At 56.3% G+C, this 16,155-nt stretch carries 13 protein-coding genes and 1 tRNA gene; 4 read left to right on the top strand and 10 right to left on the bottom strand.

All coding sequences use genetic code 11. The features are described 5' to 3' along the window. Positions 1 to 29: 29 nt before the first annotated feature. Together AC1RNA_RS00165 and AC1RNA_RS00160 are read left to right on the top strand one after the other, a co-directional pair. Positions 30 to 575: a sigma-70 family RNA polymerase sigma factor gene (locus AC1RNA_RS00165; RefSeq protein WP_492949826.1), complete on the top strand. Its 546-nt coding sequence runs from the start codon at positions 30 to 32 to the stop codon at positions 573 to 575. Further along, on the top strand, positions 575 to 1,528 hold the full coding sequence (locus tag AC1RNA_RS00160) for an anti-sigma factor (RefSeq protein WP_492949825.1): 954 nt from the start codon (positions 575 to 577) through the stop codon (positions 1,526 to 1,528). Before AC1RNA_RS00165 ends, AC1RNA_RS00160 begins: the two co-directional genes overlap by 1 nt. Before the next feature lie 169 nt (positions 1,529 to 1,697). Here AC1RNA_RS00160 and AC1RNA_RS00155 read toward each other — a convergent pair whose 3' ends face one another. Next, complete coding sequence (locus AC1RNA_RS00155) at positions 1,698 to 1,910, bottom strand: hypothetical protein (RefSeq protein WP_009340040.1); 213 nt, start codon at positions 1,908 to 1,910, stop codon at positions 1,698 to 1,700. A gap of 312 nt (positions 1,911 to 2,222) precedes the next feature. Then, the gene (gene flhA / locus AC1RNA_RS00150) at positions 2,223 to 4,352 is read right to left on the bottom strand and encodes a flagellar biosynthesis protein FlhA (protein WP_492951146.1); all 2,130 of its coding nucleotides are present in this window, start codon (positions 4,350 to 4,352) and stop codon (positions 2,223 to 2,225) included. Positions 4,353 to 4,695: 343 nt separating this feature from the next. On the opposite strand from flhA, the gene AC1RNA_RS00145 reads away from it, so the two are divergent. Beyond that, positions 4,696 to 4,771 (top strand) — tRNA-Ile (locus tag AC1RNA_RS00145). Positions 4,772 to 4,998: 227 nt separating this feature from the next. On the opposite strand, the gene AC1RNA_RS00140 is transcribed toward AC1RNA_RS00145, so the two are convergent. The 3 genes from AC1RNA_RS00140 to AC1RNA_RS00130 form a co-directional block, all read right to left on the bottom strand. Continuing rightward, the gene (locus AC1RNA_RS00140; RefSeq protein WP_492949824.1) at positions 4,999 to 5,898 is read right to left on the bottom strand and encodes a DUF6671 family protein; all 900 of its coding nucleotides are present in this window, start codon (positions 5,896 to 5,898) and stop codon (positions 4,999 to 5,001) included. Between the two features lie 250 nt (positions 5,899 to 6,148). After that, positions 6,149 to 8,572, bottom strand: a complete 2,424-nt coding sequence (locus AC1RNA_RS00135) for a YbcC family protein (protein WP_492949823.1) — start codon at positions 8,570 to 8,572, stop codon at positions 6,149 to 6,151. Positions 8,573 to 8,595: 23 nt separating this feature from the next. Continuing rightward, a complete protein-coding gene (locus AC1RNA_RS00130; RefSeq protein WP_492949822.1) occupies positions 8,596 to 10,167 on the bottom strand; it encodes a proton-conducting transporter transmembrane domain-containing protein in 1,572 nt (523 codons plus the stop codon). 103 nt (positions 10,168 to 10,270) lie between these two features. On the opposite strand from AC1RNA_RS00130, the gene AC1RNA_RS00125 reads away from it, so the two are divergent. Beyond that, the gene (locus AC1RNA_RS00125; RefSeq protein ID WP_009340155.1) at positions 10,271 to 11,158 is read left to right on the top strand and encodes a LysR family transcriptional regulator; all 888 of its coding nucleotides are present in this window, start codon (positions 10,271 to 10,273) and stop codon (positions 11,156 to 11,158) included. A gap of 132 nt (positions 11,159 to 11,290) precedes the next feature. Here the strand turns inward: AC1RNA_RS00125 and trpB are convergent, their stop codons facing one another. The 5 genes from trpB to AC1RNA_RS00100 all read right to left on the bottom strand — a co-directional run bounded on the left by trpB (position 11,291) and on the right by AC1RNA_RS00100 (position 16,021). Further along, on the bottom strand, positions 11,291 to 12,502 hold the full coding sequence (gene trpB / locus AC1RNA_RS00120; RefSeq protein ID WP_492949821.1) for a tryptophan synthase subunit beta: 1,212 nt from the start codon (positions 12,500 to 12,502) through the stop codon (positions 11,291 to 11,293). A 148-nt stretch (positions 12,503 to 12,650) separates the two neighbouring features. Further along, positions 12,651 to 13,253, bottom strand: a complete 603-nt coding sequence (gene folE / locus AC1RNA_RS00115) for a GTP cyclohydrolase I FolE (RefSeq protein WP_009340158.1) — start codon at positions 13,251 to 13,253, stop codon at positions 12,651 to 12,653. A 207-nt stretch (positions 13,254 to 13,460) separates the two neighbouring features. Further along, the gene (locus AC1RNA_RS00110) at positions 13,461 to 13,916 is read right to left on the bottom strand and encodes a BLUF domain-containing protein (RefSeq protein WP_009340159.1); all 456 of its coding nucleotides are present in this window, start codon (positions 13,914 to 13,916) and stop codon (positions 13,461 to 13,463) included. Between the two features lie 49 nt (positions 13,917 to 13,965). After that, the gene (locus AC1RNA_RS00105; RefSeq protein ID WP_009340160.1) at positions 13,966 to 14,739 is read right to left on the bottom strand and encodes an EAL domain-containing protein; all 774 of its coding nucleotides are present in this window, start codon (positions 14,737 to 14,739) and stop codon (positions 13,966 to 13,968) included. Positions 14,740 to 15,649: 910 nt separating this feature from the next. After that, entirely contained in the window at positions 15,650 to 16,021 is a 372-nt protein-coding gene (locus AC1RNA_RS00100) for a DUF2147 domain-containing protein (protein ID WP_492949820.1), read from the bottom strand. Between the last annotated feature and the right edge of the window lie 134 nt (positions 16,022 to 16,155).

Genomic DNA, 16,155 nt, shown 5'->3' with positions numbered 1-16,155 from the left:
CTGCGGGCAGCGATTGTTGGGGACGTGCAATGCTGACGCCGGAGCAGTTGGTTTGGCTGCTGGCCTCGGTGGCCCGGCGTGATCGGGCTGCTTTCGAGGGCCTGTATGAAGCGACCTGCGCAAAGCTGTTTGGTGTCGTGCTGCGCATCGTCCGCGAGCAGGCGCTCGCGGAAGAAGTCCTCCAGGAAATCTACCTCAAGATATGGAATAGCGCCGGGCAGTATAGCCCCAGCGAAGCCTCGCCACTTGCATGGATGGTGTCGATCGCGCGAAACCGCGCCATCGACATCGTGCGCAAGCGCGGCGGCGCTCCGCTCGAGGATGCCGCGAACTTCGAAGGTGCCTCCGACACGCCTGCGCCTCTGTCGCGCCGGGAGATGACGGACGAATTGAAGGCGCTGCTGGAATGTGTCGGGCAGCTTGAGCCCGACCGGCAGAAGCTCGTGCTGCTGGCCTATTACAATGGCTGGAGTCGTGAGCAGCTTGCGGCCAAGTTTGACACGCAGCTTGGTAACGTCAGAACCTGGCTGCGCAGCAGCCTGCTCGATATTCGAACCTGCCTCGGTCTTGCATGATGGCATACAGCGAAGATCATATCGCGCTTGCCGCCGAATATGCGCTCGGCACTCTCGATGCGGATGAACGCGCGCTGGTTGAGACGATGCTGATCGTCGATCCCGGTTTTCTCGCGCTCGTCCATGCGTGGGAGCACAAGCTGGCGCCGCTGCATCAGATGGTCTCGTCGGTCGAGCCCCCCAGCGATGTCTGGAACAGGATCAAGGCTAGCATCGCGCAAGCTGAAGAACAGGCTGCGGCTTCCGCCAATAATGCAAGCGAAGATAAGCCGGTCCATGCCATTGATCCGGTTACGCTGGAGATGACATCCGCGCTCGATGCGTCCTCCGCGCCGGATGCAAACGCCACCGTGTCGCCCGAACTCACGGTCACGCCGCCGGAATCCGAATCCACCGGGCAGGGCGCTTCTGTCGCGGCGGCCACGGCAAAACCATCGCCTGCGAAAGGCTCCGGCATTTTCGGCATCGTCATGAGCGCGGTGGCTGCGGTGCTGGCGGGCATCGTCGCGTTGCAAATCTATCGTCCGGCCGCATTGCCCGCTGCTCTGCGGATGAAGCCGGAGGTCCGCACGGTGGAGGTCAAGATTCCGCCGCCGCCGGTCGCCGCGCAATGGGTGGCCGCGCTGCAATCGGATGCGCGCGATCCGGGCTTCATTCTGACGGTCGATGCCGCCTCGCGCCGCTATACGGTGCGCCGCGTCGGTCCGCCGCCTGCGGCGGGCAAGAGTTATGAACTCTGGATCGTGCCGAGCAAATTCGGAGAGCCGCACTCCATCGGGGTGATCGATGGCGAATTCACCGTGAGTGGCGGCCTTACCGGCTATGACGCGGCTGCTGTGAACAACTCGATCTATGCGGTGACGGTCGAGGCCAAGGGCGGCTCGCCGAGCGGCAAGCCGACCGCGCAACCTTTGTGGGCGGGCAAACTCTACGAGAGCGTGCCGGCGCACTGAGGCCCGGACTTCCCGATCTGCATGATCCAACTCCAGACAGCAAAAAACGCCCGTGGGGGAAACGGGCGTTTTTTGTCCGGGTTCACTGGGGATGAGATGTCCCGGAAGATATTCACAAGGCGACTTCGGGGGGCGGGGAAGAGAGCCTTATGAATTCCTGAAATTCATGTCAGCGGATCACCTGCTGCTCAGAGTCGGAAACCATCATGGTGTGACTGGCTTTGAGAACCGGCGTCGTCGCGCGCGCGGTCTGCATCCCGCCATCGCCGGCGGAGAGGCGGGCTGAAATTCCGAGGCCGGCGATACCGATTGCGGCGACCAACGCCACCACCACGATCTTGAGGTGGGTCATGCGGTCAGCGCTGTACAATGAATGGTTCATTTCGCCTCCCTCACGCTTTAGCCACGTTCTGGCCGGTTGCCTTATTGGTCGCGCCCAGTGAGCGGCCGGTTCGAATTCCATGTCTCGTAAACGTGGTGGAGAGGGCTTTTGTTTCCCAGATCCCATCACAAACGAGTGATTTTTCTTGATCGCTCGCGAGGAACCCTACAGGGCGAAATAAAAATATCGCTAAATCAAATAGATACAATTTTAGCGCCTGGAACCTGCTCACGCCGGCCCCGCGCTGGGAATAAAAAATCGCTTGGATGTGACGAAATTGTCATGTCCGCACAGCCGCGAAAGGCCGGATTCTCAAACGCTTCCAACGGTCTTGAGTTTCGCGCGGGGATGGATTTCCGCTTGTGACAAAACCGTTGTCTGCGCGCGGAAGCGCTCCACCAGCGAGCGTACGAAGGGACGAATTGCCGCAGAGGTGACAAGCACCGGGTTCTCGCCTTCACGTGCGGCCTGCTCGAAACGGTCGCGGGTCGCGTTCATGAATTCCGACAGCTTGGAGGGCTGCATCGCCAGCGTGCGGTCTTCGCCGGTGCCGACGATCGATTCAGCGAATGCCTGCTCCCATTTGGCGGAGAGTGCGATCAGCGGCAGGTAGCCATTGATCGACGTGTTCTGGGCACAGATCTGGCGCGCGAGGCGGGCGCGAACATGCTCGACGACCGTCGCCGGATTGCGCGAGAACGCCAGCGCGTCGGCGACGCCCTCGAGAATGGTGGACAGATCGCGGATCGAGATGCGCTCGGCGAGCAGCAACTGGAGCACGCGCTGAATGCCGGACACGGTGATCTGGCTCGGAACGATATCCTTGACCAGTTCGCCCTGCTCCTTCGGCAGGTCCTTCAGGAGCTTCTGCACTTCACCGTAGGACAAAAGGTCCGACATGTTGTTCTTCAACAGCTCGGTGAGATGCGTGGAGAGAACGGTCGCGGCATCGACCACCGTGTAGCCCTTGAGCGAGGCTTCCTCCTTCAGCGAGGCATCCACCCAGGTCGCGGGCAGGCCGAAGGTCGGCTCGATGGTGTGCGTGCCCGGCACGGTGACCTGATTGCCAGCAGGATCCATGACCATGAACTGGTTGGCCCAGACGCGGCCGGAACCGGCGTCGACTTCCTTGATCTTGATAACGTAGGTGTTGGCCTCGAGCTGCACGTTGTCGAGAATGCGCACGGCGGGCATCACGAAACCCATCTCGATGGCGAGCGAGCGGCGCAGCGCCTTGATCTGGTCGGTGAGGCGGTCGTTGCCGTCCGGTCCGTTGACGAGCGGCAGCAGCGCATAACCGAGTTCGATCTTGAGATCGTCGATCTTGAGCGCGGTCGAGATCGGTTCTTCCTCGGCGGCCGCAGCGGCTGCGGCCTGGGCGGGGGCGGCCGCCGCGCGGGCTTCCTCGGCCTTGGCGTGGGTGTTGCGGTGACGCGCCTTCAATGCCAGCGCGCCTGCGCCCGCGCTCAGCATCAAGAACGGAATCATCGGAATGCCGGGCAGCATCGCCAGTACCAGCATCACGCCGGACGACATGCCGAGCGCCTGCGGATAGCCGGAGAACTGTTTCACCATCGCCTTGTCGGCGGCGCCCGAGACGCCGGCCTTTGACACCAGCAGGCCCGCGGCGGTCGAGACGATCAGCGCAGGCACTTGTGTCACAAGGCCGTCGCCGACCGTGAGCAGCGTATAGCTGCGCGCGGCGTCGCCGAAACTCAGGCCCTGCTGCGCGACGCCGATGATGATGCCGCCGATGATGTTGATGAACACGATGAGGAGGCCCGCGACCGCGTCGCCGCGGACGAACTTCGAGGCACCATCCATCGCGCCGAAGAAGCCGCTTTCGTCCTCCAGATCCTTGCGGCGCTTCTTCGCGGTCTGCTCGTCGATCAACCCGGCGGAGAGATCGGCGTCGATCGCCATCTGCTTGCCCGGCATCGAATCGAGGTGGAAGCGCGCGGCGACTTCGGCGATGCGGCCCGAACCCTTGGTGATGACCACGAAGTTGACGATGACGAGGATCGTGAAGACGATGATGCCGATCACGAAATTGCCGCTCATCACGAAGCTGCCGAACGCCTCGATGACGTGACCGGCGGCGGCGCTGCCCTCATGCCCGTGCGCCAGGATCAGGCGGGTCGAAGCCATGTTGAGCGACAGCCGCAGCATGGTCGAAATCAGGAGTACGGTCGGGAAGGCGGAGAATTCCAGCGGCGCCTGGATGAACAGCGCGGTCATCAGGATCAGCACCGAGAGCGTGATCGAGATCGCCAGAAACAGATCGAGCACCATCGCGGGCAGGGGCAGGATCAGGACAACGAGGATCGTCAGCACGCCGAAGGCAAGCGTCAGGTCGCCGCGCTTCAGGATATCCTTGATTTCATCGAAAGTCGGAATTTGCAGGCGCGATGCGCCGTCCTGCCCCGCCGTCACATCGACCATGGTCGCCGCTTCCTCGCGCGAATGTCGCCTCTGCCCGCCAAACACTTTTGCGGCGGCTGGAAGGCCACCGGGCGGTAAGTGATTCACGGCGCTTGCTTCCACGGGACCCCCGTTTTTGCAGAACGACACGCACTTTCACTGGGCAAAATTTGCCCAGCTTATGGTTAGCAAAGGGTTAACGCGGGGATTCAAAGGGACGGCAGGAAGAGGATGGGCCAATAGCCAACTCTTGGGAAAACCTCAGGAAAATCTTGGGAAACGGGAGGCTTTTCAGGGGCTGGCACAATTGCCGCCCTGTGCCGGTCATTGTAAGGAGAGGAGCCCGCCGCCTCGCAGTGTGACAGGGCCTGTAGCTCAATGGTTAGAGCCGACCGCTCATAACGGTCTGGTTGCAGGTTCGAGTCCTGCCGGGCCCACCACTATTTTCAATGCCTTACGTTGGTATTTTTATTTCTGGCTAAGTCATACCCACCGATTTACCCATCGCTTTTAGTTCGGCACGAAGCTGCTGTAGTACGCGAAATCGAAAGTTCTCCGGCGACTCGCGCTGCAGCGAGCAAACTCAAGCGCGGCGAAATTCGGTATTCGTTTTGCTCTGCTAATCATATGACAAGTTCGGCGGCTTTCGGTAATCGGTTTCAGGCGATCATGGATTGCACTTCGGGCACTGACCAGGATCGGCGCTGGTACGCCCGTCGGGTCGAGGGCGCTTTTCGCTGAAATCGCAGGCAACGCAGCCGAATACGTAATGAAGAGCCATCAAGCTTGGGGCGCCGCACCATTCACAGGGCAAGCCGTATTCAACATCCACCAACCCGTAGCCAGGCATAGCGCAGCCCGGACAGAGCGTGGCCAGACGGTCGCAAAGAGAGTTTGCCAGACGACTGATCGTCGCCATCCGCGTCGGGTTCATGTGCGCGCGCATGTCTGTCTGTACGAGCGCACGTTTGTCGTCCGAGCGACCTGCTGCCGACGCGATCGCGTTGGCCAATGCCTCGACGGTGCGCAATCCCTTGTGGATCATGACCTCACTGCCATCATTCTGATGAGATCGCACGATCAGGGCATGATCTGGAAATCGTATTCTTTGCAGAAACGATTCCATATCGCCTATTTCAGGCGTAATCACGTGGTCGTAAGCCGGGGCATCGTCAATTAGGTGTTCGCACACGACGATTCCCCGGTCATCGTCGACGAGAGCCATGAGTTCTATCCCACCAGCGATGAAGGGAATGAGCGGATGCGGGCCATAGCTTCCCTCGCTGGCGATGCCGATAGGTATACCTACGGCCGCCATTCCAAGACGAGCTTTAGCGATTGCAGTCTCGCGAATAGTTCCGACTCGCGCAATTTCGCCTGTGAAAGTGCCAAGTGCGTCGGTGTCGAGCCCCATTGGCGTTTCGACTCGAAGGCCGAGCCGTTTTCGGAACGCTGGCGAGATGGCAGCCTCTTTGCCGTGCATCGTCGCAAGCACGCCGCGGCGGCCAGAATAGGGGCTAGACGTAAACCTGCTCGCTGGGGCCTGGCGATTATAGGCTTTGCTCAAAGATAGCCTCCCTCATCTGCGTTTGAGCAACCCGCTATTGCTGATCACTTTTCGGCACGCTTAGCTTTGAGGTCACCGCTTTGGTAAGACGGCGGGCGGCGAACCTGTGACAAGAAGGTGCGACGCCTCTCCACCCGGATGACTGAGTCTCCGAAGCGCTCCGTCCCAGCGCTGTCAGCTTCCGATAGGTTTGAAAGCGAAGGTAGATAGCTTCGAAGACAAGTCTCGCTTGTCAGCTGATAACGCCGGCTCATACTGCCATGGGATGTCGTTCATCTTTGTTGTTGGCAATCGCCTGCCAGCGCAGATCACCCATATACCGCCAAGCCATGAAGCCATTGTCATCGAGAGCTATCAAATGAAGCCATTTATTGTCGAATAGGGCTCTCACTTGATCATGGCGCTTCAAGATCGCGCTCATCGCGTCCCGAGGTGCTTCAAGAAGTACGGTCAAGCGAACAGGATCGTGCACGTAATGCTTGCCGTCATGAACTGACTGCCAAGGAAGTCCCGCCCGCAACAGTCCGCCATTTCCCTCCAAGACGCCGATCCCGCCGGTGACGTTGTGAAGAAGTTTATTGCCGCCACCAAACAGTTCTGGGGCAACCGTAGATCCATAATATTGAAGGCTGATCCAACTTGCGACCACGACCGGCGCTGTCATGATCAATTCGAGGACGTTGAATTCCTCATCCAGCCGCCAATCATAGTCATGAAGAAAAACGCGCCCTTTGAGGTCTCGTCCGGCAGTCTGATGGCGCGGCGCTGCAATAAATGCCTCACAGCCGGCCAACCCCCATTCCGGACGGATTTCGGACCAATCGCGGGATCGACTTACGATGTCATTTGGACCGGTGGCTCTTGGCAATCGTAATGCGCGTTCGCTCCGCGCCTGCTGCCCTGCGGTTTCAAGCCAGGCCTTTGCCTTCCGGATTTTGTCTTTATGCGCTGAAGACGGAAAATCCGCTTCGTATACGGTCACCCGGTCCGTAGTGGTGTCATGCAACGCGCCGAGAAACAACGTGTCGTCAGGAATATTGATCCCACGCTTCGCCAAACCCACGCGCACCTCGCGCTCGTTTAGCAGCCCAGCAAGCAACCGTGCATTCACTTCACCGGAATACCCGCCGCATGCACCGCAGTGGAGCGCGCTAGCATGTGGGTTGTTGATGACATTTGCGCCATGTCCGGCGACAAGAATGAGCGGTGCGAACCGCTTAACCAGACACATCGCCTTGAGGATATTCTCGGCGATGCTGATGCGCGCGTCGAGAGGTAGCGCCGGATCGAACCGCGGAGCGGGATCGTTTGGGACCTCGCTTTGGGACCGACCGAGGCTGTCATGGACCAGCTTGCTCGCATAAATTGGTCCGGTCGCTTCGACGAAAGCAAAAGAGGAAATTGCGGCAAGCTTGAATCTACCCCAGGCACGCTTCGCGCGAGCAACAAGCCGGGCGGCTCGGTCTCGTTTGATCTTGGCATGGGAGAGACCGCCGGAGCATGAGTGTATTTTAGGATACAGCAATACCGGTAGATGAGCTTCGGACACATCGGAGGCAAAACGCTTATGCAAAATCCCGAGGCCAAAAAAGCCGGCAAAACCGAGCGTTTCGATACCGGGATCAGTATTTTCAAGTGCCCGGCGGAATACCTCCGAGCGCACGTCTATGCAAAAAGCCATCTGCAATGCCGGGCGCGGCGCTATATTTGTAAAAGTGGGAACAGCAAGGATTTTGGCTAAGTGCCGCTGCGTCGAGCGCTCAACTGCCTCCTGCAGGATCACATTGATGGCGTCGTCCAGTGTCGGTTCGATTGGCGAAGCATAAGCGCAAAGCGCTTTTTCCCATTGGCCGACGATCTTTGAAGCATATTTTTCAAACAACGCGCTTTCCCACGTCATCCGTATGGCCAGTAGTCCGACTATCGTGTCGTCTGAACTGCCCGAGAGTTCAGCCTTCCAAAGTCTGTAGCGGGCGTACTGAGCCCAGCCGCCGAGGCTTAGAAGCAGCCGGTGGAAGTACGGTTCCATCGCGTCGTCGCTGACTCCTAGCTTTTTGACTACTTGGATCACTGCGTCGTTCTCGAACTCGGGTGCGTGCGCGACATGAGCAGCAAATCCCGACAAACTGAGTATCTCTGGCGTGAGGTCGTTCGTCGCGACCGCTCGCCACGCAGCATAGGTACTTCGACCCTGCGGTGCCGCCCATAGGGCCTGGCCCGCGTCGAAATAGCTGGCCGCCCAGTGACCGACGCGCTCGGACACAATTCCAGGCCAGTCAATGCCTGAAGCACTGGCTGCCAGATCCGCGATGGTCGGAAGCGGGTGCAAATCCGGTGTTTGCACTTCTGCTTTTGATTTGATCGACGCAAGGGTTTCGGTTGGGGCTAGTTCTCTTGCCGCGCCAAGAGCGGCTTCAATATCTTCGTCGGAAATTTTACCTGTGTTAATGCGGTCTGCGTACCATGCGCGTGGCATTGTGAGAGCAATCCCAGCAGCTCTTCTGAGGCGAGCTGCAGCAATGGGTAACGGTTCCTCGGTTTGTCCCAAGAAGGGGTTCACCGCCACACTGGAAGTTAGCGGCCAAAGAGGTGGAATGGCGCGAGCCGCTTGTTTCGCAGCGGCAAGAATGGCATCCGATTCCGGTGTTTCGGGTTCAGGCGTAATCATCAGCATTGATTTGTTCCTGGCTGTATTTTTCAAGACGGCTTACGGACGGACCAGCCGCCAAGCATCCGGTCGAATGTTGCGTTGATGTAAAGACCGTTCGAAAGATGAACCCGCAGACCGGCCGCAGCAGGGTGATTTGACCAAAGCGGGAAAAGTGCTTGAGCAACTGCTACCGTCCCAAACGAGATGATCGCGAGAACCATAAGCGTCCACTCGAGACGGCCTGGTGTAGGCGTTGTGGGCAGCGCGCCAGCGGTCAGCCACTCTGCCAGCGTTTGTAGGGCGAAGTAGCCGAACGCTGCGGCAAGCGAGTAGACCGCAGTCATACGGGTCAAAACACGCGGAGCAGCATCGGCCATTCCCTGTGCCAACAGATAAGCTACGCCGAAAATCAGGATGGCGCCGAGCGCAAGAGATTGCGGTGTTTTGTGATCAAAGCCGAAAATGGTGCCAAACGCCGCGCCGATCGCGGCATAGATCGTAAGCGCCGCGATAAAGGCCCAGCAGACTGCAGCTCCGTCAGGTATCGCAACTGGTCCTGGTCGCCGGATGGCCGCTACTTGCTCAACCGCGCCGCCAGAAGAGAGAAAGGCATGCGCCTTGTAGAGTGAATGTGCGACTATGTGGAGCAACGCTAATGAGAAGAGTCCCAGCCCGCATTGAAGCGTCATGAACCCCATTTGCGCCACCGTCGACCAGGCAAGCGAAGTTTTGACCGAGGGCTGCGTCAACATCACAAGCGCGCCGAAAAGTGCGGTGAAGCCACCTACAATAGCCAGCACGGCCAACGTTCCTGGCGAGAGCAACATGACATCAGCGAACCGGACGAGCAGAAATCCGCCGCCATTTATGACGCCGGCATGCAGCAATGCGGAAACCGGTGTCGGCGCTTCCATGACTTCGGTCAGCCAACCATGCGTGGGGAATTGCGCCGACTTCAAAATTGCGGCAAGCGCAATAAGGATCGTCGCGGAAACAGCCATCAAGGGCGCATTGCCATTCCTGGCGGCCGCATTGATCGCAGCGATATCGGTTGTCCCAAAGGCGAGCGTCAGTAGAACAGCTGCCGTGATGAGACTCACGGCGCCAATCCGCGTAAAAAGCAGTTTCTTTCGCGCAGCGCGTTGCGCAGCGATCCGGCCGGGATAAAATAACAACAGACGATGAAGGCAGAGGCTGGTCGCCATCCATGACACGACAAGCTGGGAAATATTGCTAGCCTGCACGAGAAGAAGCACGCTCGCCAGAGCTGCGGTTAGCCAACCGGTGAAGGTGCTCTGGCGCGGCTCACCGTCCAGATATGTGCGCGAATAACGCACCACGATCCAGCCGACGAAAGCGACAAGTGCAAGCATCGTCACGCTAACGGCATCGAGACGCGTCGATAGACCGATTCCGGCGGTGCCAAAGAGGGTGCTTTCGCCGGCGCCAAGGAAGACAAGCGTAACGACCGACACTAAGGCCACTGCCAGCGCCAAAAGCGCAGCAATTTCGGCAACGGTTGCTACTAAGCGAGAATGCAGTTCCGAGAGCGAAAACGAAAGACCCGCAGAAAGAAGAAGGACGAAGGGAGCAATCAACGGGAGGGCGTAAGGCGACACGAATAGCCTCCAAATGGGGTTTCATCGCCCCGCTGATACTCGGATAAGGATTAGGAAGAAAAATGCATTGTTTGCGCGTTTTCGTTCGCTATAATGAAACGAAATGAGCGCGCTCAATTACAACCACCTGCGATATTTCTGGGCCGTTGCCCATGACGGGAACCTCACGCGCACGGCCGAGACATTGAACGTCACCCAGTCGGCCTTATCGGTGCAAATCCGCAAACTTGAAGCGCGTTTAGGTCATCCTTTATTCGACCGACGAGGTCGGCAACTACATCTGACGGAAGCGGGTCGGATAGCGCTCGACCATGCCGATGCGATCTTCTCGGCCGGCGAGGAACTAATTGTTACCTTGCGTAACACAGGCAGTGCGCGGCGAGTGCTTAGAGTTGGCGCTTTAGCGACGCTTTCTCGCAATTTCCAAATGGCTTTCTTAAAACCGCTATTTGGACGCGCCGATGTTGAGCTGGTGCTGCGCTCAGGTAGCACTAGCGAGCTTTTGCAGTCGCTTGAGGAACTGAGTCTCGATATTGTTCTCGTTAACCAGGCACCGTCTCGCGATGCCTTGACGCGCTTTGTCGCTCACCGCCTCGCCGAGCAACCTGTTAGCTTGATCGGCACCAGAGCTCGACTTGGAAACAGAAAGAAGGAGGATTTAGCCCAGCGGCTAAGGTCCCACCCGATCATCTTGCCCACAACCGATAGCAGCGTGAAGATTGGCTTTGACGCTCTTGTCGATCGGCTGGGCATTCGTCCGCAAATCGTCGCGGAAGTAGAGGACATGGCGATGATGCGCTTGCTAGCACGCCAAGACATCGGGCTTGCCGTCCTGCCGCCGATCGTTGTTAAAGACGAATTGGACTCTGGTATCCTTGTCGAGGCGAACAGACTGCCAGGCATAACTGAGAATTTCTACGCCGTTACGATGGAAAGAAAATTCCCAAATCCGCTTCTGCGTCCATTATTGACGCACGATCTTTTAATGTAAGAAAGAGCTGTTCATGCGAGTTTAGCGCGTGGATTTTGATATCCTGCGTGATCTTGGCTTTTTCTAGCGGCGGCTCCGCGTGAATCTTCAGCGTGTCAATATAACATGCGTTGGTAGTCTGGAACTCTCGGCTCAGGTCCTTAAAAATCCTGAGATAGTCAAAAGGTCTTTATCGCCGCGGCCACATAAATTCACAACCATCAAATGCTCTCTTTGTTTTTGCGGCGCGAGGGTCAAGACCCTCGCCAAGGCATGTGCAGGTTCAAGAGCTGGGATAATACCTTCCAGCTCTGCGCAAAGACAAAGCGCTGACACCGCTTCCTCGTCTGTTGCAGAAATGTACATTACACGTCCGATAGCAGCTAACCACGCATGTTCTGGTCCCACACCTGGATAATCGAGACCTGCTGAGATTGAATGTACATTCTCAATCTGGCCATCGTCATCCATCAGCAAACGCGTCCGATTTCCATGAAGCACTCCGGGCTGTCCCTTGGTGATGGACGCCGCATGCATCCCACTTTTGAGCCCATTACCGGCGGCCTCAACGCCATACATTTCAACCGTAGGCTCATCAAGAAAAGGATGAAACAAGCCAATCGCATTGGAACCGCCGCCAATACACGCGATCAAAGAATCAGGAAGACGACCTTCAGATTCCAGCATTTGAGAGCGCGTTTCTCGTCCAATGACGCACTGAAAATCTCTAACCATCATGGGATATGGATGAGGCCCAGCCACAGTGCCGATGCAGTAAAAAGTATCCTCAACATTAGTCACCCAATCACGCAATGCCTCATTCATGGCGTCTTTTAAAGTTTTTGATCCCGCTTCAACCGGCCTGACATCCGCACCGAGTATCTTCATCCGTAGAACGTTGGTTTGCTGCCTTTCAACGTCTAGAGATCCCATGTAGATTACGCATTGGAGCCCAAAACGAGCGCATAACGTGGCGGTCGCTACGCCATGCATACCAGCTCCAGTTTCAGCGATAATTCGCTTTTTCCCCATGCGCCGTGCGATCAAAATCTGACCGAGCACGTTGTTGACCTTGTGGGCACCCGTGTGGTTCAGCTCGTCGCGTTTAAAGTATATTTTGGCGCCTTTGCAGTGGTCTGTCAGACGCTCGGCGAAGTACAGCGGGCTGGGTCGGCCTACATAGTTTTTGAGATAGAAATCCATCTCGCTTTGGAACTGATGGCACTCGCGCGCTTCTATGTACACGCTCTCCAACTTGAGAATGAGCGGCATTAATGTTTCAGGTACATAGCGTCCACCAAACAAGCCAAAGTGGCCGCGGTCATCGGGGCCGGAGCGCAAGGATTCGGCTCGATTAATCCTCATTCACTTTAGCCCAGACAAGCGTTGCGCACGATCTTGCAGGCTCTGCATGTTTTACTTTGCATAAGAGATTTACTCGGCATAGCGGTTTCGTACATACCCGCGACGATCTGCATGGGTTTGTAAGAATTGGTCTCGTGGTAGTATGCGATCAGTTGTTTGTCATAGCCAAGAACTCGTGCCTTGTACTTGCGTTGTCTCGGAAGCAGCCGAGCATACAGCTCGTGATCATTTCCGAACCCACTTTGTGAACACCTCGGCTAGACATGCAATGATGCGTAGCCTTGATCACAACTCCTACGCCTTGTGGCTTCAATACTTCCTGTACGGCTGAAGCGATTTCAGAGGTCAGGCGCTCTTGTATTTGAAGCCTCTTAGCATATGCCTCGACGACGCGAGCAAGCTTCGAAAGTCCGACAACGCGGCCATTCGGCACATATGCAACCCACGCCTTCCCGACAATCGGCGCGAGATGATGCTCACAGTGACTTTCGAATGCGATATCCCGGAGAATAACCATCTCCTCGTAGCCACCTGTCTCGTCAAATGTCTTGTTCAAAATTTGAATGGGATCTTGGCCGTAACCCGCAAAGTACTCGCGAAACGCCCGGGCAGCCCGTGAAGGCGTTTCGACTAATCCGGGTCTATTCGGGTTATCTCCTGCCCAACGTATGATGGTGCGAAAAGCGGACTCGACTTCCTCCCGAGAAGGCGCGGCAATTTCGTTAGACGTAGGCAGTGGACTGATCGTCAAGCTTTTCGACTCCGTTGCGCCGCTCCTAAAATCAATAAATTCCCCGGGGCGAGAGGGCTCGCCGACCGGGGAACATACTTTGCGTCAGCTTGCAGCGGGGCGGCTACAAGACGCAGCAAATAATACGATGGCGTGGTTGGGTTAGATCACCGAAAGCGACAAAAAGTTGGTGACGCTAACCCGCAGTGGAGTGCATACCGCAACGGCCTAATCCGGTGTCGAGATTGGCACCGTAATTAAATGATCTTCGAGACTGATCATTTCGAAAACATAGTTCGAAAGCTCGCTCGCAGTCATTTTGGTAGGGTCGAAACCGTTATCGAGCCCGAATTTTGAATTGAGTTTCTCTGCGGTCTCGGTTTTTTCCGCTAGCCCCATAGACCAATGTTCGAACATTCGCCCGTCAACAATGGAAGCATGCACGATCACGATGGATCGATGGCGTGTGTCCTTGGCAATTCGGCAGAATAAGTCCGATACAGAGGTCTGGTCACCTTCAAGAACCTGGGCGAAATAGTTGCGATTGAACATAAGGCCACCGGTTATTCCTCGGTCGCGATTTTTAGTTCCCGCAGATAGGACGAGCTTGCGAAGCTCGCTTTGAGCAGGGTTAGTCGGTCTTTTTATGAGATTTGTGCTGTAATAAGCCAGACGAAACAACATAAGCAACAATTCCTATCGATACGTCAGGTTTTGCCGTGGCGACAGAGTGTTAAACAGCGACGTGCATAGCGGCATTCCGGCTAATTACTGAGACGTCTGGCAAAGCCATCAATGCCGGCTTGGCAAAATAATATCCTTGAAATAAGGAAATTCCTGCCGCCCGCAGAACAGTCAGCTCCTGTTCATTTTCGACGCCTTCGGCCAGCACCTCGATATCAAGCGAGCGCGCGATGCCCACAATGCCTGCGATGATCACTTGTTTGGCTCGGCTGAGGTTAATGTCTCTTAGCAGCTCCATGTCGATTTTGATGAGGTGGGGCTGCCAGCGTGCCAAAAGACCCAGTCCAGCATAACCAGCGCCGAAATCGTCAAGTGCAGTCCAAAATCCGAATTTGCGATAGGCATCCACAATTTTTTGCACGTGCCCTGGATCTGTCATCCTTTCGTTTTCAGTAAACTCGAACATCAGGTTTCGATGCGGAAACTGTGCGCGCTTTGCCGCAGCCAGGGATTTCTGAATACACGCACTTGGTTCATATACGGCGTTTGGCATAAAATTGATGGATAGCCGCAGATCTCTTCCAGCGAATAAGGCACCCGCGGTTTGGATTGCCATCACGCGGGAGGCCTGATCAAACCGGTAACGAGTATCATCGTTCACCTGGTTCAGAATTGATAATGCTGGCTCACCATTTACGCCCCTCACCAAGGCCTCGTAACCCCAAACCTGCTGGGCAGCCAGATCAACGATCGGCTGGAACGCCATCTTGAATTCAAAGGGAAGCTGCACATCCTCGCGGCATCCAACGCATGTAGGGTTCATCAGCGTCCAGCTTTTTAAAATGTTAGCAACGGTGGTAAAGTAGTTAAGATTTGTTAAGTGGGCGTTAATCTATCGCTAGAGGGTCCTCTTAGTTAGTCAGGCTAGACCAGCAACCGCATCAGCGTGTGTTTGAGGGAGAGCTCTTTCAGATTGGATATTCGTGCCGTTCTCCAAATAAAATTCGACGGTTTGTCGGCGCGTTCGATCTGCTATCACGGCAGTTGTGCTGTGGAGACGCGCGTAACCGATGATGCTCGTCTAGGCTGCGAAAACGCGCCAGGTATATCGTAGAACGATATGTACTCCCCGAGCCGAGCTTCATTGCCTGCTCATCGTTACGGCGATGGCGACCAAGATAACAACTAAAGCTACGCCGGCTATGAGAAAAGCCGACATCAGCATTTCGAATCTTTCCCCGGCTCCTATCGCCTTGGCTTCTGGGAGGGCGCCAACATTAGGCTCATTGTCGTTGCTCTCTACCATGGTTCTAACACTTTCTGTCCGTGTACCCGCGAATCGCAGCCTGAACGCCGACCCCGGTGCATAGCCTCGAATATCCTATTCACCGCCTATAATACGCAAAGCAGGCCGTCGCCTAAAACGGCTTTACTCAGCATGCAGATCTTTCTTCTCGGTCTGGAGCTTCTTTAGAAGCGCCTCGATAGCTTCGAGAGTCTGCTTGTCTACGAAGACTCGCTTGAGTTTTTGATATCTTTCGATCCGAGCGTCAATTTCATCGCACCGATTACACATCGGCAATCCAAGCAGCTGGCGCATGTTTATCAAAGCAATACGTCTGCTGAAGCGAATTGGATCAGTAGGCCACTGCCAAATTCAATTGAGCCATGTGATGGCACATGAAGTTCATTCCAGGAACTCGCCGTTTACCCTGTAGTCCATTCGGCTAAATTCAATTTACCTGTTCCCAATTTACGTTCCGGCAAAGCAGTCCGCGCAATATGCACCCGCGCGTGATTAAGCTATTGTGACCGACAATCACCGTTAATGCGTAGCTTCTATCGCGTTTAGGGTCGTAGGCGGTGCCTGCAAGCTTCGTTTCAGACATGCGATCCAGCGACATCACCAATCGGTCGCCGACTTCCTCGCCTTTGCTTGCATCTTTGATCCAAAGATTGGTTGCGCAAATCTTGGATCCGCACGGTGCGATTCGGACGCGAGCATTCCCGTCATCGCGCAACCACACTCCGTCAGGGCTGCGTTCCTGGGCGGCCAATGCGGTGCAGCCTATAAGATAAAGGATAGAGAACGCTGCTGCGCGCATTATCACGACATAGACTCCGGAAGATCTGCGCTTTTACCTTTGCTATACGCAGGCCCTCCCTATTCGGATCACATGTCGTGGGCGGTCCGCTTTTGTGAGATCATCGTAATGGGCAGTATCGTGTGATCCGGAGA

It is taken from the genome of Afipia sp. GW821-FHT14H12, from assembly GCF_058803465.1.
This window is presented reverse-complemented; position numbering and strand designations above follow the sequence as displayed.

Coding starts and splice junctions, on each gene's coding strand:
- flhA (WP_492951146.1), bottom strand. CDS start 4,352: ATGGTCGATGTGACGGCGGGGCAGGACGGCGCATCGCGCCTGCAAATT.
- AC1RNA_RS00155 (WP_009340040.1), bottom strand. CDS start 1,910: ATGAACCATTCATTGTACAGCGCTGACCGCATGACCCACCTCAAGATC.
- trpB (WP_492949821.1), bottom strand. CDS start 12,502: ATGAGGATTAATCGAGCCGAATCCTTGCGCTCCGGCCCCGATGACCGC.
- AC1RNA_RS00135 (WP_492949823.1), bottom strand. CDS start 8,572: ATGCTGATGATTACGCCTGAACCCGAAACACCGGAATCGGATGCCATT.
- AC1RNA_RS00125 (WP_009340155.1), top strand. CDS start 10,271: ATGAGCGCGCTCAATTACAACCACCTGCGATATTTCTGGGCCGTTGCC.
- AC1RNA_RS00160 (WP_492949825.1), top strand. CDS start 575: ATGGCATACAGCGAAGATCATATCGCGCTTGCCGCCGAATATGCGCTC.
- AC1RNA_RS00105 (WP_009340160.1), bottom strand. CDS start 14,739: ATGAACCCTACATGCGTTGGATGCCGCGAGGATGTGCAGCTTCCCTTT.
- AC1RNA_RS00100 (WP_492949820.1), bottom strand. CDS start 16,021: ATGCGCGCAGCAGCGTTCTCTATCCTTTATCTTATAGGCTGCACCGCA.
- AC1RNA_RS00165 (WP_492949826.1), top strand. CDS start 30: ATGCTGACGCCGGAGCAGTTGGTTTGGCTGCTGGCCTCGGTGGCCCGG.
- AC1RNA_RS00110 (WP_009340159.1), bottom strand. CDS start 13,916: ATGTTGTTTCGTCTGGCTTATTACAGCACAAATCTCATAAAAAGACCG.